Raw genomic sequence first — 26002 nt, 5'->3', positions numbered from 1 at the left:
GCAACCAATGGTTCCCATGACCAAAGGCGAGGACCGTTATTTGCTCTGGTCTTTGAGCATTCCCTCAATCTTATCGAGGCGCGTAAGTACCTCGTCACGATAATTGCCGGTCTCTTCTTCCGCTTCGACATGGTGGGCATCTTGCATCGAGTTAACGACAAGACCGACAACAAGATTCAGAACGACGAATGTCGTCAGCAAGATAAACGGCACAAAGAACATCCAGGCAAACGGGAAGACTTCCATGACCGGGCGCACGATACCCATTGACCAGCTTTCCAACGTCATGATCTGGAAGAGCGAATAGCCGGACTTGCCCAGCGTACCAAACCAGTCGGGGAACGCTGTTCCAAACAGCTTCGTGGCCATGACAGCACCGATGTAGAAAACGAGGGCCATCAACAGAAACACGGACCCCATGCCGGGCAACGCGTTCAAAAGACCTTCGATCACACGTCGCAAAGAGGGTGCAACTGAAACCACCCGCAATAGGCGAAGAATTCTCAGCGCACGCAATACTGCAAGCCCCTGAGCTGCCGGCACCAGAGCGATGCCAACGATCACAAAATCGAACAGGTTCCAGCCGTCACGGAAAAACCTCGCGCGCTGCACAAAAAGCTTGGCTAAGATTTCGAGTACAAAAATTGCGAGACACAGTGTGTCGAGAAAAATCAGAACTGGTCCTATGGAAGCCATCAGAGGCTTCGAAGTTTCCAGTCCCAGAATAATCGCGTTGAACAGGATCACGCCAAGGATGGCATTGCGAAATGCAGGGCGATCAATGAACGCCCCTAGTTTGTCCCGTAGGCTCATGAATTTTTCCTGTTGCTGCGACATGCACTGTTCCGTGCGCTTTCATATAAAAAGGGCGCGCCTGTTCGCAAGACGCGCCCCCTGAGGATTTTGTGAATACTCAGGCGTCCGGCTTCCACCCGGGAGGGCCAAACAAACGCCCCCGCAGTTCTTTGCCATCTTTGGCGTTCCGAATGTCACGCACCAGACCCGGTATTTCACTGAACCAGACCTTGACCGGATTTTGACTATCGAAATCTGTGGTCAATCCATAGCGCGGGCGCTCTTCCTCAACCTGAAAACTGCCGAACATGCGGTCCCAGATGATGAGGATGCCAGCATAGTTCTTGTCCAAGTACTTTGCGTCACATCCGTGATGAACACGATGATGGCTTGGCGTATTCAGAATCCACTCCACTGGACCCAATTTGCCGATCAGTTCGGTGTGGAGCCAAGTCTGATAGGCAAGCACCACAATAATCGAGCCAAGCACCACATCCGGACTGAAACCGACCAGCACCATCGGTACATGCATGATGAGCGACCAAACGCTTTCCAGAGGCCCGAACCGGACTGCCGTCACGATATTGTAGTCGCGACTTGAGTGATGCACTGCATGCTGGGTCCAAAGGAGCCGCACCTGATGGGCGATCCTATGTTCCCAGTAATAAGTGAAATCCGCCACCAACAGCGCTACCAGCAACCAAGGCCAGGCCGTGGGAATCGACCAGGGCACAAGTTCGAAGCTAACCACATAAAGCGCTGCGTAAGCTGCGGTCATCAGCGTCACTTCAAGCAAGAGGTAGGGAATTTGTGTGCTCGCACTAGCGATCATCTCAAGAAGTGTTTTGCCCTTGAGAGAACCTTTGAACCAAGCTTCTGCGATTTCGATCAGTAGAATGGCGGCACCAATCAGAAAGAAAACGCCATCGATTTCTTCTGCAAGTCCGATGAATGCTTCCGGATTCATTTTGTGCCTCCTACTCCGTTTGTCAGTGTGCGCCACGCCAAATCGGCGGCCTGTTTTGCTGTCGCTTCATCTGCTTTGACCATCTCCCAGGCAGCGTAAAGAAGAGCGTCAAAACTTTCAGCGATCCATGCGCTGGGAACTTCGGGCGCAAACCCTCCTTCGGATTTGGCTTGATCAATCGCATGGATCATTTCAGCTTTCTGCCGGTCAGCCTCGGCGATCAGTTCCGGGGTTTCAGCCGACGTCCAGTCTTCCAGAAAGTGCGCCCGGCTGGCCAGCGGGATCATCGCTGCCAACCCAAGGCGCAAGGCATCCGTATAGGATTCCGCTTCTGTCGTGGCCTCCTCAAAAACCTTGTCCAGATCGCGCATTGCCTGAACAGCCAAGGCCGACATCAGCTCCTCGCGACCGCTGAAATGACGGTGCAGAGTTGCTCGACCCACACCAGCTCTCGCGGCAACATCTGCCAAAGTTGCTGTGGGCGTTTCCTCAAAAACAGAAAACGCGGCCTCTAGAATGGCCTCTATCGTCTTTTCAATCATCAAACCCTCCAATCAGGTTTCTCACCGAATGAGACATAGGTGTCTCATTTGAGACTTCAATGTATATTCTGAAAATTCCGCACGTTTCGGGTCGATAGACGCAAGGCCTCGGCGTAGTTTGCTACCAAAGGAGACGTGCCATGAACGACATGAGCGAAGGCTATCACTACAACGTCATGCGCCGCGCAATCGAACTGATAGATGCGCACAGCGCCAAAGGCGGCGAAGTATTGTCGCTGGACGATCTGGCGGCTCAAATGGGCATGAGTCCAGCGCACTTCCAGCGGCTTTTCACAAAATGGAGCGGTGTAAGTCCGAAGAAATTCCAACAGTATCTCACGCTCGGGCATGCCAAAGCGCTTCTTCGAGAACACTTCACCACGCTCGAAACTGCCGGATCCGTGGGTCTTTCCGGATCGGGCCGGCTTCATGACCTGTTCTTGCGGTGGGAGTCTATGAGCCCCGGAGAATACGCCCGGCAGGGAGACGGGTTGACGATCTTCTGGGGATGGTTTGACAGCCCCTTTGGTCTCGCACTGGTGATGGGAACGGACAAAGGTCTTTGCGCCATCGGCTTTGCTTCAGAACTCGGAGAAGAGGCGACCATGGAAGATTTGGCCTCGCGTTGGCCGAGGGCAAATTTTGTCGAAGACCCGATGTTTCTGCGCCCGTGGGTCTTGGCTGCATTTCAGGCAGAGTCCGGTGACCTTGATAAGGTGCCGGTTTACATGATCGGCACCAGCTTGCAGATCAAGGTCTGGGAGGCGCTAATGCGTATTCCTTCTGGCGAAGTCACGACCTATTCCGAAATCGCCCGCGCAATTGGCAATCCCCGCGCCGTACGCGCAGTTGGAACAGCCGTTGGTCGAAATCCAGTAAGCTGGTTGATCCCCTGCCACCGCGCAATGCGCAAATCAGGAGGTCTAGGTGGCTACCATTGGGGACTCCCTGTTAAACGCGCGCTGCTTGCCTATGAATCTGCGCGCGCGGGTGCGTGAATTGACAGAAAAATTCGGCACTTTTTCGCCGATCTGATGCTCGGAACGCTTGGGGCCACGCGCACGTTGCCTTATAAATATGACAAAGCCGGAGCATACCGGCTCAATTTTTGAGGCATCGACATGAAGAAAATCACTCTGACTCTGTGTTCCGTTTCACTTGTGGCCCTGACCGCATGTACAGATCCGGCGTACGTCACCTCCGGCGACGGAAACACCACCAACAAGGCCGCAAGTGGTGCCATCATCGGTGGCATCCTCGGAGCCGGCCTTTCTGCCGCCACTAAAAACGACCCGCTGATCGGCGCAGCAGTTGGCGCAGGCGCTGGTGCATTGATCGGCAACAGTTTGGCCAAGCAGGAAGCCGAACTGCGCAAACAACTCGACAGCGACGTTCGTATCGAAAACACCGGCGACCGCCTGATCCTGACGATGCCACAGGACATCCTGTTTGACGTTGACAGCGCCACGGTAAGCGCCAGCCTTGAGGACGACCTCTATAAGGTTGCAAGCAGCCTGAACGATTACCCGGACACCACCGTGCAGGTCCTTGGCCACACCGACAACACCGGAACTGCCGCGCACAACCAAGGCCTCTCGCAACGCCGCGCCAATGCGGTCGCGGATGTGTTGATGACCGGCGGCGTGCCTTTTGGTCGCATCGAATCCATTGGCCGCGGCGAGGACCAGCCAATTGCGTCGAACCTCGACGAAGCTGGCCGACATCAGAACCGGCGCGTGGAGATCGTGATCCTGCCAAATGCGGCATAACCCGCTCCGGATCGGAAATTTAGGAAGGCGTCGCTTGTCAGCGGCGCCTTTTTCATTACCTATCACTGACAAAGCGACGAACAGGACAACTCATGCCCCATACTCTACTTGGCATCTCCGGCGCTCTGCGCGCTGGCTCCACAAACTCTGCCCTCCTGCGTGAGGCTGCGCGGCTTTACGGCGCTGATCGCTTTGTTGAAGCCGACCTGAACCTGCCGCTGTATGACGGTGATTTTGAGGATGAAGACGGAATTCCACCCGCTGTAGACACACTAGTGTCGCAAATCGCTGCCGCAGATGCGGTTCTTATTTCCACCCCGGAGTATAACGGCGCGATAACTGGTGTTTTGAAAAACGCTCTGGATTGGATCAGCAGGCACTCCGAAAAACCGATGGTCGGAAAGCCGGTTGCGCTCATGAGTGCCGCGGCAGGCCGCGCTGGTGGTGTCCGCGCACAAACCATGCTGCGCACCTGTCTTGTAGCATTCCGGCCCCGCATCGCGCTGGCTCCGGAAGTCGGTATTGCCGACAGTGGGAACGCTTTTGACGAAAACGGGCACTTTGTTAGCGAACGCTATGCGTCTTCAGTTTCCAACCTGATGGACGCATTGAAAGCAGACGTTTCCGCCGAGTGATTTTGTCCTAGCCTCGCGGCGGCAAGTCCGTCGCGGTGTCTACATCAGCCAGCGCAGCCAGAGTCGCCACTCGATATCCCTTCAAGGTTGCACGCGAATCCGAAAGCGCATGCTTGGTGGACCATCGAACCCCCGCGAACAACGAGGGCGGAGGTGGGTTCACGCGCTTCAGGCCAACGAGCCAATAACCACCATCAGGCGCGGGGCCAAACGTCGCCTCGTTGTCACCAAGACTCTGAAATGCGGCGGCGATGTGCCCTCGCGTGATGCCGGGAATATCAGCGCCGATAATACACACCGGCCCAACGGGCATGTGGCGCAAAATACGGCCCATGCGATCCCCCAGGTTGCCGGTTCCTTGCGGCACACGTGGCACATCCTGCGGCCAAACGCGGGACTCTAGTCCCTCGACATCCGGCGATACCGCCAGTGTTAATTCCCATCTCGGATCTCGAAGTCGCCGAATAAGGCTCGCAGATTGGTGTCGGAACCACCACGCGGCTGCTGTCAAACCGATGTCGCGCCCAAGGCGGGTCTTGACCCGCCCCGGATGCGGTTCCTTGACCATTACGACGAGCCGACGTCGCCAGCGCGGATCAAGTTCAGGCGAAATAGTCACGCAAAATCCGTGTGTAGATGCCTTTGAGCTGGTGAATCTGCGCCACAGGAACGTTTTCATCAACCTGGTGCATTGTTTTGCCCACAAGCCCGAATTCAACCACAGGACAATGATGCTGAACGAAGCGCGCGTCGGATGTTCCGCCAGATGTTGACAGCTCAGGAGTTCGACCTGTTTCTGCATAGACAGCGGCGGCAACCAACTCGGACAACGGGCCGGGCGGTGTTATGAAGCTCTCTCCAGAGATCTTCACGTCCATATCAATCGTGATACCTGTGTCCGCCGCGACTGCGTCGACCAATCCCTGCATCCATGCAGTCAATGAAGCACCTGAATGCGTGTCGTTGTACCGGATGTTCAGGGTGGCTTTGCACTCAGCCGGAATCACATTTGTCGCTGGATTGCCCGTGTCCATTGTCACAACAGCAAGCGTGGAGGCATCAAAGTGCTCGGTACCTTCGTCCAATGTGTGGGATGACATTACATCCATCAAACGTGCCATAGCCGGCAATGGGTTGTTGGCGCGATGTGGATAGGCCGAATGCCCCTGTTTCCCCGAAAATTTGAAATAGGCCGTAAGCGAACCACGACGGCCGATCTTCATCATTTCACCCATCTCGTTCGGGCAAGTCGGTTCACCGACCAGACAAACGGACATCTTCTCGCCTTCGGAATCCAGGTAGTCCAGCAAAGCGGTAGTACCGTCGATCGCATCGCCCTCTTCGTCACCAGTAATGGTCAGAACGATGGCGCCGTCCGGAGGGGTGTTGGTCACAAAGTCAACGGCAGCTGCCGCAAAGGCCGCGACACCAGACTTCATATCCGTTGCACCTCGTCCAAACATGATCCCGTCCCGCACTTCGGCGCCAAACGGGTCAGCCGACCATGCTGCTTCGTCACCAACAGGCACCACATCGGTGTGGCCGTTGAAGCCGAAAGTCCTGTCGTGGCCCTTGGTACCCCAGCGGGCAAAAAGGTTGGAAACTTCCCCGCGATCGACACGCGTGCATTCAAATCCAGCGTCAGACAACAAGTTCTCCAGAAGGACCAGTGCACCACCTTCGGTCGGTGTCACCGATGGGCAACGGATCAAATCGGCGGTGAGTTGGGCGGCATCGGTTTCGGACATAGCATCCTCTTGTCGAAAAATTGGCTAAACAGGGTTTCGCACAGGCAGAGTGGGCCTGAAAGCCACAAAAGCATCAGCAAGACTTACCGCAACCCGATAAACCCCTTAACAGACCGAAAAATTTGATGTTTATTGGTCGCAATAACAAATGACCGAGGCAGGTCACCAGCAGTTCCCGCCCCAAGGGCCCGCATCTAAGACGCCGAAAACGGTGCGCGATGTATTGGAGTCGTATCACGCAAAGTGATGCGCGCGCTGTTTGGTCCTGTCCTCGACGAGGCAGAGATCAAGGGCAGAGCGGTATGCCTAGACTACCAGTTGACCGCGGCGCGACCGCGGAAGAGATGGCACAAACCATCTTTGGCGAAGGTGTAAGTATCGAAAGCGCCACTTACACCGGCGACAATAATGCGTCCGGCGTTTATACCAATGGCGATACGATCTCGCCCGGTGTCACGCCGGGAGACAGCGGCGTAATTCTATCGACCGGCAACGCGCGCAATTTCACCAACCGTAACGGGGAATACAACCAGGACACCAACCAGTCCTCAAACATGAACGGAGTCGACAACGACCCGACCCTGAACGCGCTTGCCGGTGCGAATACCTATGACGCTGCGATGCTCGAGGTGGAGTTCATTCCGACAGGTGATACGCTCACCATGCAGTTCGTGTTCGCATCCGAAGAATACCCGGAATACGTGAACTCGATCTATCAGGATTTTGTGGCAGTTTCGATCAATGGGGTCTTTGTGCCGATGGAAATCGGCAACGGAGATGTTGACCCCGGAAACATTAACGGCGGCGAAAACGAAAGCCTGTTCATCGACAACACCGGTGATGCCTACAACACCGAAATGGACGGCTTCACCATGACCATGACGTTGACCATTCCGGTCAACGCCAACGACATAAACACCCTGCAAATCATAATCGCCGACGTGTCTGACAGCAGCTACGACAGTAGCCTGCTGATTGCAGCGGACTCTTTGCAAACCAGCCTGATCGCCAACACCGATACGGTGAACGTTGCTCCTGACGGAACCAAAACCGTCAACCTACTGGCAAACGACACCAATACCACCGGCGGCACCCTCACAATAACCCACATCGCCGGACAGACAGCTGTGGTTGGGGTTCCGATCACGCTTGGCAGCGGCCAGATCATCACACTGAACTCCGACGGCACCGTGACCGTCGAAGGCGACAGCGATGAAGAAACCGTCAACCTCACCTATCAGGTCGAAAGCTCGACTGGCACGACCGACACCGGCTTTATCACGATCAACCAGGCACCCTGTTTTGCAGCAGGAACCTTCATCCTGACGCCATTTGGCGAAGTGCCAGTCGAACATATCGCCGTAGATGACCTCGTCGAAACGATGGACAATGGCCCTCAGCCTGTGCGCTGGCACGGGTCGCGCACGGTTGATGCCCGAGGCAAGTTCGCTCCGATCCTGATTGACGAAGGCACTTTTGGCGATCACCGGGCCCTGACTCTGTCACCACTACACCGCGTCCTCATCAGCGGCGCATGGTCCGAGTTACTGTTCGGCGAAGAAGAAGTGCTGATCAAAGCCCGAGACCTCGTGAACGGCAAAACGATCCGCCAACTCGAAGGTGGTACAGTGGAATACCATCACTTGCTTTTTGACGACCACCAGATCGTCTTTTCGGAAAAACTGGCCACGGAAAGCTATCTGCCCGGACCACAGACCTCCGCAAGTTTCGATCCTGAAATTGTCAAAGAACTTTGCGCGCTTTTTCCCGAGCTGAAGAACAAAGGCGGCACCGGCTATGGCCAAATGGCACGACCGGGATTGAAAACATTCGAAGTGACCGCAATGGCCAACTGGGCATTGGCGAGTTGAGGGGACAGGCATGAGTTGGCTGGCTTTGATCGACAAGACACGGACCCTGTTTCGGTTGGACGGGCTGGCGCGCTACGGACAGAAACCGGGTAGAGACCTCGTAGACCTGCGCGCGCCGATGACAACAGGTAGCCTTGTGGTGGAAACTCGTGTTTCGCCATATGACAAACCGCAAATGCTTCTGGGATATGCGCCTCAGACACGCAGTGGTGTGCGCTTGTCCTTGCAGGCAGTTCCCGGCGGCGGAGTCGTTTTGGTTCTGAACCGCGGAAGCGAGACCTTTCATACCGCGGTCAATCTGGACACCGGAGGCCGCGCTGACGTCATTCGCATCACCTACAGTTGGGACCTGGACCAATTCCGCGGACGTTTGTGCGTTGAACGCCCCGGCACCTTCCGGATAGCCGTCAAAGACTTGATCAATCCAGTAGCGTTGTCGCCGGAGGATATGTGCGAGTTTGTTCACGATGAATTGTCCCGCGTGCTTTCGCCAGACGTGATCTACGCTGCTCTGAGCGACCGGGTCGAACCCGTAGGTCCGATGCCCACAATGACCAACGATACACCGGTTATGACGGCGGAGGGCTACGTGCCTGCAGGATCGCTGAAACGAGGCGATTTGGTGCAGACGACTCAGGGCGACATTGTGCCGGTTCTCAACACCATCAAACGATCTGTCCCTGCCGCCGGCCAATTCACGCCAATCCGCCTTCGCGCGCCATTCTTCGGGCTACAAGAACCGATAGTAGTAGGGCCCACACAGCGGCTGGTGATTGGCGGTTCGCGAGTGGAATACACTTTCGGATCTGAATACGTGCTTGTGCCTGCAGGACATTTGCTTCACGGCACCGCAGCCAAACCAATCAAGAGCGAACCGCTGGTCACTTATTGCCAACTGATTTTGCCAGATCACGATGCGCTTCTTGTTGCCGGCACCTATTTGGAAAGTCTCGATTTGGGACGAATTCGACGTCGCAAGGATGTCCTCCGCGCCAGCCTTCTCGGCCAGTTCGCCCGTGTTGACCTACCCGAACATTCGCGAACGGCCTACCCGGTGTTGAGAGAATTTGAGGCTTTGACGTTGGCTGCGCAGCGTGCGGCCTGACCAAAAACAAAGTCAGTGCTGCGGCTGATCCGCCCCGTCGCTTTCTTCGCCATGATAAAACGGCGTCATCTGGGCAACGACTACAGAGTTCTCGTCAAGCGCTCGCTGCATAAGATCGCGTTCGGCCTGATCGATTTCATGACCCTGAGCTTCACGCTCCTCAATTGTGCCGTATCCCGTCACGTCGAGCGGGTTCAAATCTGCCTGCTTCAGGATCGCTACGGTTTCACGAACAGCCTCAGCTTCGTCAACGCCGCTTGCATAAATCATAAGGGCACCACCGGTCGCCCCATCCGGAAGACCATCGTCTTCCTTACGACCAACTTGGACCAACAAGGTAAAAACCTGCTGACGCGATTTCTTCTTTGGGGCGGACTTTGAGTTGCTCATGGCGGCAGGCCATAACGCGCATGGACCGCCTCGGTCAACCGGCGAGACATAAAGGGTCCTTCAACACCTAAAAGTTTAGGCAACTTGTTGAGCCCTGCTCACCACTTGGTAACCCCTGACCGTCACTTTTGAACAATCTTTTCAATCGGGACAGGTGTGCGGGTAATCCGCCCACACCAGCCGAATACACTATGCCGGGGGGCACTCATGACCGACTCGCTGGGCCATTCCACACAGGCCACCGCATTCCGTGCCGGAAGCGAACTGCCCGTGGCGTTTGGCGAAAGTGTTCGGACCACTATGGTTCCGTCACTGCGACGTCCAGAAGTCGGGACTTGTTCCAAGACATCCGTACCTTGTTTTGTCGCCGGTACACAGATCGTCACTCAGAAGGGAATGGTCGCTATTGAAACCCTTTCGCCAGGCGATCGAGTTCTGACACGGGACAACGGGTATCAGGAACTTCAATGGATCGGGCGATCCGGACGCCTCGCCACCGGCAAAGATGCTCCTGTTGAAATCGCTGCAGGTGTGCTGGGCAACCACGATGCCATTTCATTTTCCAGAAATCACCGGGTTTTGCTGCAATCTGATGCAGCCACCACCCTTTTCGGGGAACGCGAAGTGCTGATCCGTGCAGGAGATCTTGTGAATGGCACTTCCGTCAAACTCCGCGATGACGGCCTGCCAGTAACGTATGTCCATCTGCTTTTCGACCGGCACGAAATTGTCCGTGCCAATGGCTTGGACTGCGAAAGCTACCACCCCAGCCACGAGACACTAGACATGTTCGACGCCGATACGCGGCAGGAAATCCTTTCGCACATGCCCAACACCGATCGGTTTATGGGCTATGGATATGGTCCTGTGGCACGCGTGTCCCTACGAGAACAAGAAGCCAGAGCACTGCTGCATGCAGCCTAGATGCAACCAAGAGCTGCAAAACACCCCGAATGATCGATAATTGAGACCAAAGCCACTGATTTCCCTTGGGTCACCCAAAGGCACTAGTTGACCGCTTTTTTCTGCACAGGCTAAGGAAACGCGAAATCAGGATAGACTTTCGCCATGAAACTCCTTGCCGCCGTCGCACTGACGACCGTGACCCTTCTCAATTTCGCATCTGCCGTGTTGGCGCAATCAAACGACGCGATGGTCTTCGCAACAGTTGATCGCCCTCCCTTTGCAATTCTGGAAACTGAAAACGGTTCACCCGAGGGGTTCAGCGTAGACCTTATGCGCGCCATTGCCGACGATCTGGGGCGGAGCGTATCCTTTGCTCCAGCGGAAAGCTTCAGCGCTATGCTTGACGCGGTTAAGTCCGAAGCAGTCGACGGTGCCATAGCCAACATTTCGATCACCGCAGCCCGCGAAGTCGAAATGGATTTCAGCCAACCCATCTTTGCGAGTGGCATCCAAATCCTGATGCCTGCGGAGGTCAGCGCCTTGGGTCGCGTAGGCGGCCTTCTAACCCGCGAAATCGGCACCGCAATTTTGATCGCTTTAGGGCTTCTTTTCGGGGGAGGCATGCTGATGTGGATCTTCGAGCGCCGCCATCAACCTTACTTTGACCGTCCGGCCAAAGACGCGCTTTTCCCATCTTTCTGGTGGGCGCTGAACCTTGTTGTGAACGGCGGTTTTGAAGAACGTATGCCGCAATCGCGGCCGGGCCGCTTTTTTGCGGTCATTCTGGTCGTTGCAAGCCTCTTTGTCGTGTCTGTCTTCGTTGCAACAATCACCGCCGCGGTGACAGTTGAAGCGTTGCAGGAGAGCGTCGACAGTATCAACGATCTGGATGGTCGCGATGTCGGAACAGTTATTGGATCCACAAGTGCGGACTTCCTGAACCAGCGCGAGATCCGATTTACCGGATACATTTCTCCACAGGAAATGCTGGCGGATTTCGATGCTGGAACCATTGACTCAGTGGTTTTTGACGGTCCGATCCTCGCCTACCACGTTAGCTCTAACCCGAAGTCCAAGGCGCGGGTCATTGAGCGTGTCTACCGCCCTGAAAACTATGGCATCGCACTGCCTTCCGACAGCGCGATGCGGGAAGAGATTGATCAATCTCTGCTCAAACTACGCGAAGATGGAACCTATGACGCTCTGATTGAACGCTGGTTCGGCGCCAACTTCCGCAACTGATCAGTCACGCAGCAGTTCGTTGATACCGGTCTTCGAACGCGTCTTTTCATCGACGCGTTTCACGATCACCGCACAGTAAAGACTCACGCCGTTTTTGGATGGCATGGATCCGGAAACAACCACGGAATAGGGCGGCACTTCGCCGTACATCACTTCGCCGGTTTCCCGATCAACAATCTTGGTAGACTGGCCAATGTAAACGCCCATCCCAAGAACCGAACCTTCGCGCACAATACAGCCTTCGACGACTTCGGAACGCGCTCCGATAAAGCAGTTATCCTCGATAATCGTCGGCCCGGCCTGCATTGGCTCCAAAACCCCACCAATACCGACACCACCGGAAAGGTGCACATTTTTGCCGATTTGCGCACAGGAGCCGACAGTAGCCCAAGTGTCTACCATGGTGCCTTCATCAACAAATGCACCGAGGTTTACGAAAGACGGCATAAGAACCACACCGGGTGCAATGTAAGCCGACTTGCGAACGACACAGTTTGGCACCGCGCGGAACCCTGCTGCTTTCCACTGGTTTTCACCCCAACCGGCGAACTTGCTGTCGACCTTGTCCCACCAGCCGCTGCCTTGCGGACCACCAGACTGGATTTCCATGTCCTTGATGCGGAACCCAAGCAAAACCGCTTTCTTGGCCCATTGGTTCACATGCCAGTTGCCGTTTTCCATCCTTTCGGCGACTCGAAGGCTTCCGCTGTCCAAAGCGTTCAGCGTATCTTCGATGGCTTCGCGGGTTTCACCGGTCGTTGCAGGCGTAATGGTATCGCGCGCATCCCAGGCGGCTTCGATGGCTTGTTCCAGTTGGGCGTTGGACATTGTCTTTGCGTCTCCGTTTGCAGGAATTTCCAGATGGATTTGGCGTTTCTTAACCGCTTCAAACGGCCACGTCACCTTGCAAAGCGACGCAATCTTGTTCGGGCACGGCCAAGGCCGCGCTGGTCAGACGTAGCGGAACCGGATAGCCATGGGCAAACCGCGTGACCAAGGACCCTTGTTATGACTGAAAATCGCTCACACCCGCTGTCTTATGCCCGCACAGATCGCGTGACCGCCAAGCAGGTGCCCGATACCCCACAAACCCGCGCGCCAAGCTACAGACTGGCCTTCGCGGATGAAGACTTTCTATGCCGTCCGGAATTGCGCCCAGCGCGTCTACAGCTTGAGCTTTTGAAACCGGAGATGGCGCTGGACGAACACGGTGTCGAAAGCACGGTCGTACTTTTTGGCGGCGCCCGCATTCCCGAACCAGCCAAAAAGAACACAGCGCGCACTCAGACTCTCGCAGATCTCTCGAGGTTTTATGACGAGGCGCGAACCTTTGCCCGCATCATCACGGAACAATCCGATGGCCGGAACAACGTCGTCGTCACGGGCGGTGGTCCCGGCGTAATGGAAGCTGGTAACCGTGGTGCGGTGGACGCAGGCGGCCGGTCTATTGGACTGAACATTGTGCTTCCACACGAACAAGCTCCCAACGAATACGTAACGCCCGACCTGTGTTTCAATTTTCACTACTTTGCGATCCGCAAAATGCATTTCCTGATGCGTGCCAGTGCTATCTGCATTTTCCCCGGTGGTTTTGGCACGCTGGACGAGCTGTTTGAATCACTTACCCTGATCCAGACTGGCCGAATGCATCGGGTTCCGTTCCTGCTGTTTGGCCGCGAATTCTGGGAAAAGATCGTAAACTGGGAGGCGCTCGCGGATGCGGGCACAATCTCGGCCGATGATCTCGACCTGTTCCAGTTTGTCGAAACCGCCGAAGAGGCGGTCAGTATTCTCAACAATTGGGAAGACTATTCCCGACGGGGCGAGTTGCCCGGTCGCTGAGAAACATATCAGGCGTCCCGAAATCTTACCCGGGGCGCACCCTTTTTGTCGGTGCGAACGTCGTCTTAGTGGAAGTTCGCCGGAAGCACACCAAGTTCAATGCCCTGAGGCAGTTTGGTCACAACTTGTGCGCCTGCCACGTCTTTGATGGCATAGCCGTAGCCCTTGAGGCGGAATTTCCATTCGCGATTGCTCAGCGAGTTGGACTTTTCGCGTGCCAGAATGTCCAGAACAGGCGCGTCGATCATTGCGCCACCGATGTCTGCATGTGCCATGTGTCAATCCCTCCTGTTTGTTGACAAAAAAGAAACTGACTGTTGATCGAGGCGCAATTGGCTCTCAAATGAGGAAAGTTTTAGACACGGCAGTCGATTGTTTACTTTTTCGGTACATTCAAGCCGGTGATCAGATACTTCGGCACCAAAACAGCCGCGATCAAGGCGCCAATCCAGACAATGATGGTCGCTGCAATGTGGTTTACGAAGCCACCCATGGTGAAACTGCTGACAAGCAATTCCGTGATCCACAAACCGAAGAAGATTACTATCAAAGAAAGGCCACCAAGCAGCTGAGGCGCTTTCTTCTCGGAAACTTTGCGCAGGATCGGCAAGAGCACCATCGACACGACCGTGAAAACGACGGTCACGATCACGATACCAAGGACACTGATCGAGAAACCCGACAAAAGGATATTGGCAAGCATCAAACCAACCGCATTGGCGATCAGATGCGCTGCGGCAGAAAGAACGAATTTGGGCATGAACGCACCTTTCCCTAAGAAATATGTGTTCAGACTAACCAGATTTTTTGCCGTTTCCAGTTTTTAGGACATTCCCGCTTCCGCTTCGATCTGCTTGCGGGACTTGCGCGCGCGCTCGGTTGCGGATTTCAACTGGCCACAGGCCGCCATGATGTCCTCACCACGCGTCTTGCGGATCGGAGAGGCATAGCCTGCTTGATAAATAATGTTGGCAAACGCACGGATGCGGTTGTTCGAGCTGCGCTTGTATGGCGCTCCTGGCCACTCGTTGAAGGGGATCAGGTTGATCTTGGCCGGGATATTGTAGCGTTTTATGTGATCAATCAAACGGTGCGCATCTTCATCGGTGTCGTTCACCCCGTCCAACATGACATATTCAAATGTGATCCGCTCGGAGTTGGACACCTTCGGATAATCCGCCAGCGCCTGCAAAAGCTCGTCGATATCCCAGCGCTTGTTGATTGGCACAAGAACGTCGCGGGTCTCGTTGGTGGTCGCATGAAAAGAAATCGCCAGAAGACAGCCAATTTCTTCCGCAGTCCGAGCGATCTCCGGCACAACTCCGGACGTCGAAAGCGTAATACGACGACGCGACAGGGATATCCCTTCAGGGTCCATTGCAATTTTCATCGCGTCCCGCACGTTGTCAAAATTGTACAAAGGTTCGCCCATGCCCATCAGAACGATGTTGGACAACAGGCGCGTCTCGTCTTTGGGCGCACCTGGAACCGGCCATTCGTTCAGATCGTCGCGAGCCATCATTACCTGACCGATAATTTCCGCCGCTGTTAGGTTACGCACCAGTTTCTGGGTGCCCGTGTGACAGAAGGAACAAGTGAGCGTGCAGCCAACCTGCGACGAAATACACAGCGTACCGCGGTCGTCTTCCGGAATGTAGACCACTTCAACTTCGTGGCCACCAGCAATTCGAACCAGATACTTGCGGGTGCCATCCTCGGAAACTTGTTTTGTGATCACCTCTGGAATGGCAATTTCAAACCTTTCATCCAGCTCGGCGCGATATGCCTTGGACAGGTTCGTCATCTCGTGAAAGTCGCGTACACCCCATTGATAAATCCACTGCCAGATCTGCCCGACCCGCATCTTGGCTTGCTTTTCCTTGGTACCATTTGAGATCAACACTTCGCGCAACTGATCCCTTGTGAGGCCGACAAGATTGATCTTGCCGCCCTCAGGCATTTTGCGAGGAATGGTCATTACGTCCTGCGTGATTGGCGCGCTGGTGGTCATGGTTTCGGACTCATCTGGGAATTCAAGCGGTGCAGATACACCATATAGGGCAATTTGCAAATAATACACGCCGAGACGACGTCAGCTGACAGACCCTGTCAGTTGGGCTGTGCCATTGATCGGACATTAGAAACCAACCAAGGAGAGAAATCATGTCCGTTCTGGAAATCGTGCGTTATCGGGTCAAAGAAGGTGTCACAGCTGAAGCCGCCCTATCCGCGTGGAAAAAGTCGCAACCCTTTGCTTCATCGCAGCCCGGATTTGTGTCACGCAAGCTGGCCCAAACCGAAGAAGGCGTTTTTGCTGATATCGTGGAATGGGAAACCATGGAGGCCGCGCTTGCAGTGATGGAAGAATTCAAAGTCGACAAGCATCCCGAACTCGCGGACCTTGTGGCAGTCTTGGATGACGCTACCATCGAAATTCAACATTTCACTGTAACAGGTCGCGAAAACTGATCCATGCGCCGGACCGATCGCCTCTTTGACCTCATCCAGCTCCTGCGCGACGGGCGGTTGCACCGTGCGTCCGAACTGGCAGAGCACTTGGAAGTGTCGGTCCGCACTATCTATCGCGACATGGACACACTGGTCGCGTCCGGCATCCCGGTAGAGGGTGAGCGCGGGGTCGGATATATCTTGCGCGCCCCTGTTTTCATGCCACCGATGGCATTGACACAGGTGGAGCTCGAAGCTTTGCATCTGGGCGCCGCACTGGTTCGCCAAACAGCCGACTCCGAACTACAGGATGCGGCCAATCGCGTTCTGACCAAAGTAGACCAAGCCATGCCCAATCCGATGTTTGGCGCACTTGACGGTTTCGGAAAAGAAATATTCGCGGCGCCCGATGTCGAAGCCAGCTTTGAACTAATGCCGCTGATCAGAAAAGCGATCCGACAACATCTGGTCCTCGCAATCGACTATCTTTCCCTCGCCAATCTGCGATCAAGCCGCCGCGTTCGGCCTTTGCAAATGGAGTACTGGGGCCGTGCATGGACCATGACGGGATGGTGCGAAACCCGTGAAGACTTCCGAGTGTTCCGCATCGACCGTATCGAAGACTGTCAGGAGACCGGGCACACTTTTGTCGATGAAGCCGGCAAGGACCTCCCAACCTATCTGCAACGCTTCTACGCTGAAAATCCTTCAGGCAACTGATTTTGCATTCAGTGCCAGTTGGGCTTCAAAAGACTTCAGACATTTTCGGGCCGTTTTGCCGGACACAGCCACATCCATCAGATTCGGGAACATCCGCAGCAATTCATCCCGGGCCTCGTTCTGGAACTGATCCAGCGTGACTTCGCCGGGATGAAAGCTTTCGGTCAACAACCCGTCCGACAACACAATCTGATGTTGGTCAAAAAGGAAGTGAAAGTACTCAGGCTGTGGCACATAGCTTACTTGGGAAATCCCGTTCCACCCGATCAGTTGCTTTGCTGGTATCAGAACCTCCCGCGCCTCAAACAGCATTTCGAAACTGGCATCCCGCATCCAAATACGGTGGTTTGGCGAAACATAAAGATCGCGACTTGGCTGCCCCTTTCCCATTGCGCCACGCGGGATCTTGATGGGCGCGGCTTTCTCGAATGAAGCTCCGCGCGCTTCAGTGGTATAACTGCCGATCCAACGCACCGGTGCAAATCCACCGTCGCGAACCATAACATGATCGCCAGGTCGCAGGTTTTCGACGGCCACCTCGCCGCGACGTGTCGCAATTCTTGTTCCTACCAGAAAACATGGGATCGTGCCTTCATTCAGAGCGCCTGCCGTCCAGTTTCCGTCGTTGTCCAACTGTACCGATTGACCTTGGTTGTTGCCCGTGGAACCGATCTGACTCGAAACTTGCCCAGCCGCCGGACCTTCGCTCGCGGTGACCACATTGTCGAACGACACGAAGTCCACAACGACTCCATCGACCACGAGAGCAACCGCGCCATTCTTGTGAACCGGCGCATCCAGCGAGTAGACATCCTGTCCGAACATCGTGCCATCAAACGTACCGATACCGTTGCTTGACCGCACCGTGCCGCTCGGATTGTAAACAATGATCTGGATGCCTGAGACATCCATGCCCGCGTCAACGGCAACCTCAATAAAGTCCTGAGACCCGGGGCCACGATATTTGATCTCAGTAAACTTCGGATCAGGCATGCCTGCACCTCGCACCTGTTGGATGCCGCCGGTTGGTCCGGCGGTCGTCCCCCATGTGGCGATGTGGCTTCGATCAATCCTGGCAGGGATCAGACGGCGCGGATCACGCCGTTCAATTTATTGGCAGCGCTTGCCCGCTTCTTCTACTGCGGCAGTGAACCCCAGAAGAGAGAACGTGTCCTTGGTCTTGGTGCCGCGCGACGACTGGGCTGTCAGCACTGCGGTCTTGCCGCGCTTCATGGCAGCAACAATAGCAGCATCATCGCCGGGTGACGCCGGCCAGCCCCATTCACCGTCAGTGATCAGAACAAACGAGTTGCCGTCAATCTCGACGCCAACATTGGACCCTGAGGCGAACGGGTAACCTCCCGTGAAAGCAACCTGACCGGACACACTTTTCTGGGGCACATAAGCCACCATCAACAGAATGTCGGAACGCTTCACGGCAACGACCTGGCCATTGCGCGTGTTGACGCTTTCAGATGCCGTGCTCACTGCCCAGCATTCCTTTTCGTCACCTTGCTTCTCTTCAAAAACGCTCCACGCGGTCATTGCAGCGACTTGATTTTCGCTGCTTTCCTGCGCCTGCGCACCAAACGACGCCAACGACAGACTCGCCGCCGCAACCATGGCTTTCACAAAACGTGATCCCATTCTCAACAGCCTCCAAGCTGTGACTTACCTCAATTACCTGTCCGCCCCGGCTTGATGCCGTTTCTTGTGGCTGGACATTTTTGTCTCGATAGGATGAGTCTAACCCAAATTCGTCCAAAGGCGAAAGGCCTGTTGGCACAAAATTGCCTGCAAATGTGAGAGATGTGATGACTGATCCGGTTCTGATGACGGAAATCTGGCGCGGAGATATTCTGGAAAGCATGCATCACGGCCATGCCGTGGTCTGCAATGCAGAGGGAGAGATTGTTCACGCGTGGGGCGATCCTGATGCCGTTGTGCTGCCGCGGTCTTCGTCAAAGATGATTCAGGCAATGCCGTTGGTGGAAAGTGGTGCTGCCGATGCTGCCGGACTGAGTGAAATGCATCTTGCGCTTGCCTGCGCAAGCCACAACGCATCGGCCATTCACAACAACATGGTGCGTGAGTGGCTATCTGCGCAGGGTTTTGTCGAAGACGATCTGCGCTGTGGCCCGCAGGAACCGCGTGACATCGCAATCCGCAACGAACTGATCCGCTGCAATGATCCGGTCTGTCGGGTTCACAACAATTGCTCAGGCAAACACTCGGGCTTCCTAACTCTGAACAAACACTTGGGTGGACACGCAGAGTATTGCGAAATCGACCACCCTGTTCAAAAAGCGGTGCAGGCTGCGCATGAGGACCTGACGCAAGAGCCCAGCGCCGGTTACGGGGTCGACGGATGTTCCGCGCCAAACCACGCTTCCACGCTGCAAGGCATGGCTCGAGCGATGGCATTTTTTGCAGCAGCGAGGGAAGGCAATGGGACACGCGAAACCGCCGCGGCCCGACTCCGCATCGCAATGGCAAAGCATCCCGAGTATGTGGCCGGAGAAGGTCGCGCCTGTACCAATCTGATGCGGGCGATGGGTCACACTGTGGCTATCAAAACCGGCGCCGAGGCTTATTTCGTAGCCATGCTGCCTGAACAAAAGCTTGGCGTGGCGCTAAAGATCGTTGATGGCGCCACCCGCGCTTCCGAAAACGCAATTGCCGCAATCCTCGTGAAACTCGGCGCGTTGAATCCGACCCATCCGGAGGCAAAGAAGTATCTCGACGCTCCGATACGGAACTGGGACGGGTTGCAAACCGGCGTGATGAAAGCCGGCAGTGCGCTTCTGTAATTCGGCAGCCCACCCAATGACGGCTCCCCTTTCGGGTATAACCTCCGGGATGGACATGGCTCAGCTTCGCTGAGCCTTTGGGTATTTCTGACCAGAAAGAAGCCTGGGTTACATGTCCATTGCTTCGGCGACCTCAACGGTGCCTTTCCCGCCTTCTAGGATCGGACAGCCTTTGGCAATGGCGCAAGCGGCGTCCATATCCGGCGCATTTACGAGTGTGTAGCCTGATACAGGGTTAGACCCACCGTTCTCGGAAACCCCGTCAACGCTGACGGTTCTGGACAGGCCGGCGGGATTCCCGGGGTCCACCATGTCAGAACCTATCCCCTCCATCCATTTCATCCATGCGGCCATGACCTTTTCGCCTTCTTCCGGCGTCTCGGGGCGACCACCTCCGTGATAAATGAACATAAACTTTGGCATTGGACCCTCCTGAAAACACAAACTGGTTTTGCGAGTGTCCCATGATTCCCGAAATCGGCAAAATCGCAGCTAGAGCACGTCCCACAGCAGTTTCAGGGCCAGCACCATTGATGTCACGACCAACAGCGGACGGATCAGCCTCGCACCCTTGGCCATCGCCATTTTGGCGCCGATGCGGGCTCCTGCAATCTGCGTCACGCCCATCGCGAGACCAACAGCCCAGAGCGGCTCAGCCATCAGAATGAAACCGACAAGCCCACCAACGTTGGACGCGAAATTCAGCAACTTTGTGTGCGCTGTCGCTTTCAAAATGCCGTACCCGCCCAGCGCAACAAAGGCGATCATATAGAAGCTGCCTGCCCCCGGCCCCAACAGCCCGTCATACGCGCCGATCAACGGCACTGCTGTCCACGTAAAGGCCGCGGGTGTCAGACGCGCGGTGCGGTCCAGGTCTCCGGGGTCCTTGCGGAAAGCAAAAAACACCGCAATTCCGATCAGCAGAACCGGCAAAATCAGGCGGATCCACTCGGTCGGCAACACTGAAACGAGCAATGCGCCCGCCAGCGAGGCACACCCCGCAAGAGTTGCTGGCAGCAGCTGCTCCCGCAGATTCACCAGCCCGCTCTTGGCATAGGAATAGGCGGCCGTGCCTGACCCGAACATGCCCTGAATTTTGTTGGTCGCAAGCGCCTGAATGGGTGGCACTCCCGCGATCATCAAAGCCGGCAGGGTGATCAATCCTCCCCCACCCGCAATCGAGTCCACAAATCCCGCGAAAAAACCCGCTGCCAACAGTATCAGCAGCGCCTCGACACCGAATTCCATAGTGCATTAGTCTCCGAGGAATTCGGTCTTGGCGTACCCCTGAATATACAGCAGCGCGGTCAAATCTCCGTGGTTGATGCGGATATCGCATTCCGCTGCTACGGAGGGTTTTGCGTGCAAGGCAACACCCGCACCAGCCAGCCCCAACATGCCAAGATCATTGGCCCCATCTCCGACAGCCATCACATCTTCATGCGTCAGACCTAGCCGCGCTGTTATCTCTTCCAGCGCCTGCACCTTGGCTTCGCGTCCCAGTATCGGACGACCGACATCGCCGGTGAGGACGCCATTATCCACCAGCAACCTGTTTGCACGGTTTTCGTCAAAGTCCAGTTCACCGGCCACTTTGGCGGTGAATGCGGTAAACCCACCCGACACCAATGCTGCATAAGCGCCGTTCGACTTCATCGTCGCCAGAAGTTGCTTACCGCCAGGCATCAGAGTGATGCGCTCCGCAAGGACTTTGACAATGACCGTTTCGCTCAAGCCCTTGAGAAGACTGACTCTCTCGGTCAACGCGCCTTCGAAATCCAGTTCACCGTTCATCGCACGGGCGGTAATGTCCTTGACGCGCGCGCCAACACCAGCCTCATCCGCAAGCTCATCAATGCATTCCTGCTGGATCATGGTGCTGTCCATATCGGCCAGAAGCATCTTTTTGCGGCGCCCCTCGGCAGGCTGGATCACCAGATCAACACCCATGTTCTGCAAGTCGGCCCAGACCTCCCACTGATTGTCCGGCAACACGCTCAGGGAAAACTCCGCCGCTTCGTCGGGAGCAAGCCAAAGTGCGTCTCCACCGCCCCATGCGTTGCGCAAGTTCTCCACCAAAGCAGGATCAACCGACGGACTTGCGGGCGAAGACAGGAGTGTTGCTACAAACATCTGCGGACCTTTTGAGTTTTCTGCATTGCGGCTATGCGCCATAGACCATGCCGGAGCGCTTAACACCAGACCCGGAATGCGTTATCGCTAACACATCGCTTGTCTGGCAAAGGAGCGCGCCCATGAAGATCGGAATCGTCGGCGCAGGACAGGTCGGAGCCTCGGCCGCTTACGCAATCGCACTGTTGGGCACTGTCCGCGAGATCATCTTGATCGACCTCGATCCTGCTATGGCAGCCGCGCAGGCAGAAGACATCAGCCACGCTACGCCATTTGCCTCTGCAACACATGTTCGCAAAGGCGGATATGGTGACCTGGCCAGCGCCAAAGTTGTCATCATCGCCGCGGGCGTCAGCCAGAAACCCGGAGAGACCCGCCTTGACCTCTTGGCCCGGAACGCTGAGGTGTTTCGCGCGGTCACAAGCGAGGTTCTGACACACGCACCCGAGGCTATTTTGCTGATCGCTTCAAACCCGGTGGACATAATGACTGGAGTCACCCAGCGCCTCACAGGCTTGCCTGCGCATCGGGTAATCGGTTCGGGCACCATTCTCGATACGGCCCGCTTTCGTGTTCTGCTTGGACAGCACCTGAACATCGATCCTCGCTCCGTTCACGCCTACGTACTAGGCGAACACGGCGATAGTGAAGTGCTCTCGTGGTCATCCGCAGCCGTGGGCGCGTCGCTATATGCCGATGTGGCGCTGGCAAATGGAAAACCGGTGACAAATGCCGTACGCGAAAAGATCGACGATGGCGTGCGTCGCGCCGCCTATCGAATTATCGAAGGCAAGGGTGCGACCTATTACGGGATAGGCGCAGGCCTCGCCCGACTGGTGGCCGCAATCGGTGGCGATGAAAGGTCGGTGCATTCCGTCTCAATCATGACGCCGGATGTTGAGGGCGTAAAAGACGTTCCGCTCTCACTGCCACGTGTTCTTGGCAAGAACGGAGTGCTGGGCGATGTCATGCCCGAGATAAGCGCAGACGAGCGGCTTGGTTTGAGAGCTTCGGCAGAGTTGCTGAAAGACACACTTGAAGCTGTGAAGGTCTAGTTTCAGGTCACCAGCCCCCTCGGACCGTGCAGTCAAGTTTCCTATAGTGGTCGTTCCCCGTCGCAATTGACTCAGTATCGGTCGCAGATGCGGCATTTTCCCTGTTGTGCAGCCGCGGCAACCCTTCTATGCCCGTCCGTGGGACACCTCTCCCCAACGAGAGGCATTTATCTGGAAGGATAGCATTGATGGCTACTCAGCAACCGGCGACGCGGCCGGCCAACCCGCGTTTTTCTTCTGGCCCTTGCGCCAAACCCCCCACATTTGATGTTTCCAAACTCGCAGACGCCGCTCTGGGTCGCAGCCACCGTGCCGCTATCGGCAAGGATAAGCTGAAATCCGCGATTGAAGGCACCCGCGAAGTTCTGGGCATCCCCGCAGACTACCGCATCGGTATCGTCCCTGCGTCCGACACCGGCGCGGTTGAAATGGCGCTTTGGTCCCTTCTGGGCGCGCGCAAAGTTGAAATGCTCGCATGGGAAAGTTTTGGCGCTGGCTGGGTCACCGACGTGGTGAAACAACTGAAAATCGACGCCGAGGTGAAAACCGCCGAGTATGGCCAGATCGTTGATCTTGCGACCGTCGACACCAAAAACAATGACGTTGTCTTCACATGGAACGGCACCACATCCGGTGTGCGCGTGCCAAGCGCCGACTGGATCGCGGACGACCGCGAGGGTCTGACCATCTGTGATGCCACCTCCGCTGCGTTTGCCATGGACCTGCCTTGGGACAAGCTGGATGTGACCACCTTCTCTTGGCAGAAAGTGCTCGGCGGTGAAGCGGCGCATGGTGTGATCGTTTTGTCCCCAGCCGCCGTTGCGCGTCTGGAAAGCTACACCCCCGCATGGCCACTGCCAAAAATCTTCCGCCTGACGAAAGGCGGCAAGCTTATCGAAGGCATCTTCACCGGCGCGACCATCAACACGCCGTCCATGCTGGCCGTCGAAGACTACCTTTTCGCGCTGGACTGGGCCCGTTCCGAAGGTGGCCTTCAGGGTCTGATCGCCCGCGCAGACGCCAACGCCAAAGCCGTGTTTGATTTCTGCGACGCCAACGACTGGATCGCCAATCTGGCCGAGGATGACACGACACGCTCCAACACCTCTGTGTGCCTGAAGTTCACCGATGACCGCATTCAGGACGGCGCAGCTTTTGCAAAAGCCGTCGCCAAACGTCTTGAAGCCGAAAACATCGCGCTGGACATCGGTGCTTACCGCGATGCCCCAGCCGGTCTGCGCATCTGGTGCGGCGGTACAGTTGAGACCTCCGATCTGGAGGCGATGCTGCCTTGGCTCGCGTGGGCCTTCGAGGCCGAGATCACAGCGCAAGCTTAAGCGACAACTGCCCGGCGAGCCCGCCGGGCGCCCCCTTCCCCATTATGGCCGCTCGAAAACCTGAGGGCCCCCGACAAAAGGACGCTCAACATGGCTCCCAAAGTACTCGTTTCTGACAAACTCAGCGAAACCGCCGTTCAGATCTTCCGTGACCGTGGCATCGACGTCGATTTCATGCCCGATCTTGGCAAGGACAAAGAGAAACTGGCCGAAGTGATTGGCCAATATGACGGTCTGGCGATCCGGTCTGCTACCAAAGTCACCCCCACCATCCTGAATGCCGCAACCAACCTCAAGGTCGTCGGTCGCGCTGGCATTGGCACCGACAACGTGGACAAAGAAGCCGCGTCGAAAAAAGGCGTGATCGTTATGAACACGCCCTTTGGCAACATGATCACCACCGCAGAACATGCGATTGCGATGATGTTCGCCGTGGCCCGCCAAATCCCTGAGGCGAGCGAATCCACCCACGCCGGCAAATGGGAAAAATCCAAGTTTATGGGTGTGGAACTCACCAACAAGACCCTTGGCGTGATTGGTGCCGGCAACATTGGTGGCATCGTGTGTGATCGCGCCCGTGGTCTGAAGATGAAAGTGGTCGCATACGACCCGTTCCTGTCTGCGGAAAAAGCCGACAAAATGGGCGTCGAAAAGGTTGAGTTGGACGAACTTCTTGCCCGCGCCGACTTCATAACCCTGCACGTTCCGTTCACCGACGCGACTGCAAACATCCTCTCCAAGGAAAACCTCCTGAAGACCAAAAAAGGCGTGCGCATCATCAACTGTGCCCGCGGTGGTCTGGTGGACGAGGAAGCGCTCGCCGAGCTGCTGAAATCCGGCCACGTCGCTGGCGCAGCCTTTGACGTGTTCTCTGAGGAGCCAGCCAAGGAAAACGCGCTCTTCAACCTGCCTAATGTGGTCTGCACACCGCACCTTGGCGCGGCAACCACTGAAGCTCAGGAGAACGTGGCGCTTCAGGTGGCTGAGCAGATGTCCAACTATCTGTTGACCGGCGCCGTGGAAAACGCGCTGAACATGCCATCCGTGACCGCCGAAGAAGCTAAGGTTATGGGTCCGTGGATCAAACTGGCCGATCACCTCGGTGCCTTCTCCGGCCAGATGACCGACGAGCCCATCAAAGCAATAAACATCCTCTATGACGGTGTTGTGTCTGACATGAACCTCGCCGCGCTGAACTGCGCCGTGGTGGCCGGTATCATGAAAAAGGCCAACCCGGACGTGAACATGGTTTCCGCCCCCGTGGTGGCCAAAGAGCGTGGCATTCAGATCTCCACCACAAATCAGGACAAATCCGGCACCTTTGATGGCTACATCAAAGTGACCGTGGTGACTGAAGCGCGCGAACGCTCCATCGCGGGCACTGTCTTCTCCGATGGCAAGCCGCGCTTCATTCAGATCAAAGGCATCAACATCGACGCCGAGATCGGTGAAAACATGCTCTACACCACCAACGAGGACGTGCCAGGCATCATCGGTACGCTCGGACAGACCATGGGCGAAAACGGCGTCAACATCGCGAACTTTACTCTTGGTCGTGCTGATGTGGGCGGCGAAGCCATTGCTCTGCTTTATGTGGATGCTCCGGTGCCGACCCCAATAATCGACAAGCTTTGCCAAACCGGCATGTTCCGTCAGGTGAAACCGCTGGCCTTTGATGTAAGCTAAT

The 26002-nt window shown here is 56.0% G+C and carries 29 protein-coding genes; 14 read left to right on the top strand and 15 right to left on the bottom strand.

Annotation, left to right across the window (positions count from 1 at the left end; all coding sequences use genetic code 11):
• Positions 1-36 precede the first annotated feature (36 nt).
• The 3 genes from BXY66_RS18020 to BXY66_RS18010 form a co-directional block, all read right to left on the bottom strand.
• A complete protein-coding gene (locus BXY66_RS18020; RefSeq protein ID WP_132861791.1) occupies positions 37-813 on the bottom strand; it encodes an ion transporter in 777 nt (258 codons plus the stop codon).
• A 100-nt stretch (positions 814-913) separates the two neighbouring features.
• Entirely contained in the window at positions 914-1762 is an 849-nt protein-coding gene (locus tag BXY66_RS18015; RefSeq protein WP_132861790.1) for a sterol desaturase family protein, read from the bottom strand.
• Entirely contained in the window at positions 1759-2304 is a 546-nt protein-coding gene (locus BXY66_RS18010) for a TetR/AcrR family transcriptional regulator (protein WP_132861789.1), read from the bottom strand. The genes BXY66_RS18015 and BXY66_RS18010 overlap by 4 nt, the downstream gene beginning before the upstream one ends.
• A gap of 140 nt (positions 2305-2444) precedes the next feature.
• Here BXY66_RS18010 and BXY66_RS18005 point away from each other — a divergent pair, with 140 nt between their 5' ends.
• From BXY66_RS18005 to BXY66_RS17995, 3 genes are all read left to right on the top strand, one after another.
• Positions 2445-3302 (top strand): bifunctional helix-turn-helix domain-containing protein/methylated-DNA--[protein]-cysteine S-methyltransferase, encoded by an 858-nt coding sequence (locus BXY66_RS18005; RefSeq protein WP_132861788.1) that lies wholly within the window; start codon positions 2445-2447, stop codon positions 3300-3302.
• A 123-nt stretch (positions 3303-3425) separates the two neighbouring features.
• Entirely contained in the window at positions 3426-4073 is a 648-nt protein-coding gene (locus BXY66_RS18000; protein WP_132861787.1) for a YiaD family glycine zipper/OmpA-like lipoprotein, read from the top strand.
• A gap of 92 nt (positions 4074-4165) precedes the next feature.
• Complete coding sequence (locus tag BXY66_RS17995) at positions 4166-4708, top strand: NADPH-dependent FMN reductase (protein WP_132861786.1); 543 nt, start codon at positions 4166-4168, stop codon at positions 4706-4708.
• A gap of 7 nt (positions 4709-4715) precedes the next feature.
• On the opposite strand, the gene BXY66_RS17990 is transcribed toward BXY66_RS17995, so the two are convergent.
• Positions 4716-5276: a TIGR04282 family arsenosugar biosynthesis glycosyltransferase gene (locus tag BXY66_RS17990; RefSeq protein ID WP_132861858.1), complete on the bottom strand. Its 561-nt coding sequence runs from the start codon at positions 5274-5276 to the stop codon at positions 4716-4718.
• 34 nt (positions 5277-5310) lie between these two features.
• Positions 5311-6456, bottom strand: a complete 1146-nt coding sequence (dapE, locus tag BXY66_RS17985) for a succinyl-diaminopimelate desuccinylase (protein WP_132861785.1) — start codon at positions 6454-6456, stop codon at positions 5311-5313.
• Positions 6457-6758: 302 nt separating this feature from the next.
• Between dapE and BXY66_RS17980 the strand changes: the two genes are divergently transcribed.
• The gene (locus tag BXY66_RS17980) at positions 6759-8327 is read left to right on the top strand and encodes a choice-of-anchor L domain-containing protein (protein ID WP_243694430.1); all 1569 of its coding nucleotides are present in this window, start codon (positions 6759-6761) and stop codon (positions 8325-8327) included.
• A 10-nt stretch (positions 8328-8337) separates the two neighbouring features.
• Positions 8338-9432, top strand: a complete 1095-nt coding sequence (locus BXY66_RS17975) for a Hint domain-containing protein (protein ID WP_132861784.1) — start codon at positions 8338-8340, stop codon at positions 9430-9432.
• Positions 9433-9444: 12 nt separating this feature from the next.
• Here the strand turns inward: BXY66_RS17975 and BXY66_RS17970 are convergent, their stop codons facing one another.
• Entirely contained in the window at positions 9445-9822 is a 378-nt protein-coding gene (locus BXY66_RS17970) for a hypothetical protein (protein WP_132861783.1), read from the bottom strand.
• Positions 9823-10029: 207 nt separating this feature from the next.
• On the opposite strand from BXY66_RS17970, the gene BXY66_RS17965 reads away from it, so the two are divergent.
• Both BXY66_RS17965 and BXY66_RS17960 read left to right on the top strand, forming a co-directional pair.
• Entirely contained in the window at positions 10030-10746 is a 717-nt protein-coding gene (locus tag BXY66_RS17965) for a Hint domain-containing protein (RefSeq protein ID WP_132861782.1), read from the top strand.
• Between the two features lie 144 nt (positions 10747-10890).
• The gene (locus tag BXY66_RS17960) at positions 10891-11970 is read left to right on the top strand and encodes a transporter substrate-binding domain-containing protein (RefSeq protein WP_132861781.1); all 1080 of its coding nucleotides are present in this window, start codon (positions 10891-10893) and stop codon (positions 11968-11970) included.
• Here the strand turns inward: BXY66_RS17960 and dapD are convergent, their stop codons facing one another.
• On the bottom strand, positions 11971-12798 hold the full coding sequence (dapD, locus tag BXY66_RS17955; protein ID WP_132861780.1) for a 2,3,4,5-tetrahydropyridine-2,6-dicarboxylate N-succinyltransferase: 828 nt from the start codon (positions 12796-12798) through the stop codon (positions 11971-11973). It lies immediately after the preceding gene.
• A 180-nt stretch (positions 12799-12978) separates the two neighbouring features.
• Between dapD and BXY66_RS17950 the strand changes: the two genes are divergently transcribed.
• On the top strand, positions 12979-13812 hold the full coding sequence (locus BXY66_RS17950) for an LOG family protein (RefSeq protein WP_132861779.1): 834 nt from the start codon (positions 12979-12981) through the stop codon (positions 13810-13812).
• Positions 13813-13877: 65 nt separating this feature from the next.
• On the opposite strand, the gene BXY66_RS17945 is transcribed toward BXY66_RS17950, so the two are convergent.
• The 3 genes from BXY66_RS17945 to rlmN all read right to left on the bottom strand — a co-directional run bounded on the left by BXY66_RS17945 (position 13878) and on the right by rlmN (position 15823).
• A complete protein-coding gene (locus BXY66_RS17945; RefSeq protein ID WP_132861778.1) occupies positions 13878-14087 on the bottom strand; it encodes a hypothetical protein in 210 nt (69 codons plus the stop codon).
• Between the two features lie 101 nt (positions 14088-14188).
• Positions 14189-14572: a phage holin family protein gene (locus BXY66_RS17940; protein ID WP_132861777.1), complete on the bottom strand. Its 384-nt coding sequence runs from the start codon at positions 14570-14572 to the stop codon at positions 14189-14191.
• 63 nt (positions 14573-14635) lie between these two features.
• Positions 14636-15823, bottom strand: a complete 1188-nt coding sequence (gene rlmN, locus BXY66_RS17935) for a dual-specificity RNA methyltransferase RlmN (RefSeq protein ID WP_132861776.1) — start codon at positions 15821-15823, stop codon at positions 14636-14638.
• A 152-nt stretch (positions 15824-15975) separates the two neighbouring features.
• Between rlmN and BXY66_RS17930 the strand changes: the two genes are divergently transcribed.
• Together BXY66_RS17930 and BXY66_RS17925 are read left to right on the top strand one after the other, a co-directional pair.
• Positions 15976-16281, top strand: a complete 306-nt coding sequence (locus BXY66_RS17930; protein ID WP_132861775.1) for an antibiotic biosynthesis monooxygenase family protein — start codon at positions 15976-15978, stop codon at positions 16279-16281.
• A 3-nt stretch (positions 16282-16284) separates the two neighbouring features.
• Positions 16285-16980 carry a helix-turn-helix transcriptional regulator gene (locus BXY66_RS17925; RefSeq protein ID WP_132861774.1) on the top strand — a complete coding sequence of 232 codons (696 nt, stop codon included), beginning with the start codon at positions 16285-16287 and terminating at the stop codon, positions 16978-16980.
• On the opposite strand, the gene BXY66_RS17920 is transcribed toward BXY66_RS17925, so the two are convergent.
• Both BXY66_RS17920 and BXY66_RS17915 read right to left on the bottom strand, forming a co-directional pair.
• Positions 16969-17973, bottom strand: coding sequence for a Hint domain-containing protein (locus BXY66_RS17920; protein WP_132861773.1), 1005 nt, complete (start codon positions 17971-17973; stop codon positions 16969-16971). The genes BXY66_RS17925 and BXY66_RS17920 overlap by 12 nt on opposite strands.
• A gap of 117 nt (positions 17974-18090) precedes the next feature.
• Positions 18091-18627, bottom strand: a complete 537-nt coding sequence (locus BXY66_RS17915) for an invasion associated locus B family protein (protein WP_425057081.1) — start codon at positions 18625-18627, stop codon at positions 18091-18093.
• A 167-nt stretch (positions 18628-18794) separates the two neighbouring features.
• Here BXY66_RS17915 and BXY66_RS17910 point away from each other — a divergent pair, with 167 nt between their 5' ends.
• Entirely contained in the window at positions 18795-19790 is a 996-nt protein-coding gene (locus tag BXY66_RS17910; RefSeq protein ID WP_132861772.1) for an asparaginase, read from the top strand.
• 108 nt (positions 19791-19898) lie between these two features.
• Here the strand turns inward: BXY66_RS17910 and BXY66_RS17905 are convergent, their stop codons facing one another.
• From BXY66_RS17905 to serB, 3 genes are all read right to left on the bottom strand, one after another.
• Positions 19899-20213, bottom strand: a complete 315-nt coding sequence (locus BXY66_RS17905; RefSeq protein ID WP_132861771.1) for a YciI family protein — start codon at positions 20211-20213, stop codon at positions 19899-19901.
• A gap of 69 nt (positions 20214-20282) precedes the next feature.
• The gene (locus BXY66_RS17900; protein ID WP_132861770.1) at positions 20283-21038 is read right to left on the bottom strand and encodes a TSUP family transporter; all 756 of its coding nucleotides are present in this window, start codon (positions 21036-21038) and stop codon (positions 20283-20285) included.
• Positions 21039-21044: 6 nt separating this feature from the next.
• Positions 21045-21923 carry a phosphoserine phosphatase SerB gene (serB, locus tag BXY66_RS17895; protein ID WP_132861769.1) on the bottom strand — a complete coding sequence of 293 codons (879 nt, stop codon included), beginning with the start codon at positions 21921-21923 and terminating at the stop codon, positions 21045-21047.
• A 122-nt stretch (positions 21924-22045) separates the two neighbouring features.
• Between serB and BXY66_RS17890 the strand changes: the two genes are divergently transcribed.
• The 3 genes from BXY66_RS17890 to serA all read left to right on the top strand — a co-directional run bounded on the left by BXY66_RS17890 (position 22046) and on the right by serA (position 26001).
• Positions 22046-22978: an L-lactate dehydrogenase gene (locus tag BXY66_RS17890; RefSeq protein WP_132861768.1), complete on the top strand. Its 933-nt coding sequence runs from the start codon at positions 22046-22048 to the stop codon at positions 22976-22978.
• 188 nt (positions 22979-23166) lie between these two features.
• The gene (locus BXY66_RS17885) at positions 23167-24315 is read left to right on the top strand and encodes a phosphoserine transaminase (RefSeq protein ID WP_132861767.1); all 1149 of its coding nucleotides are present in this window, start codon (positions 23167-23169) and stop codon (positions 24313-24315) included.
• 90 nt (positions 24316-24405) lie between these two features.
• Entirely contained in the window at positions 24406-26001 is a 1596-nt protein-coding gene (gene serA, locus BXY66_RS17880; RefSeq protein WP_132861766.1) for a phosphoglycerate dehydrogenase, read from the top strand.
• Position 26002: the final 1 nt, after the last annotated feature.

Source organism: Shimia isoporae (assembly GCF_004346865.1).
Taxonomy (GTDB): Bacteria; Pseudomonadota; Alphaproteobacteria; order Rhodobacterales; family Rhodobacteraceae; genus Shimia; species Shimia isoporae.
Note: the sequence above shows the minus strand (reverse complement) of the source record. Positions and strands in the feature narration are given on the sequence as shown.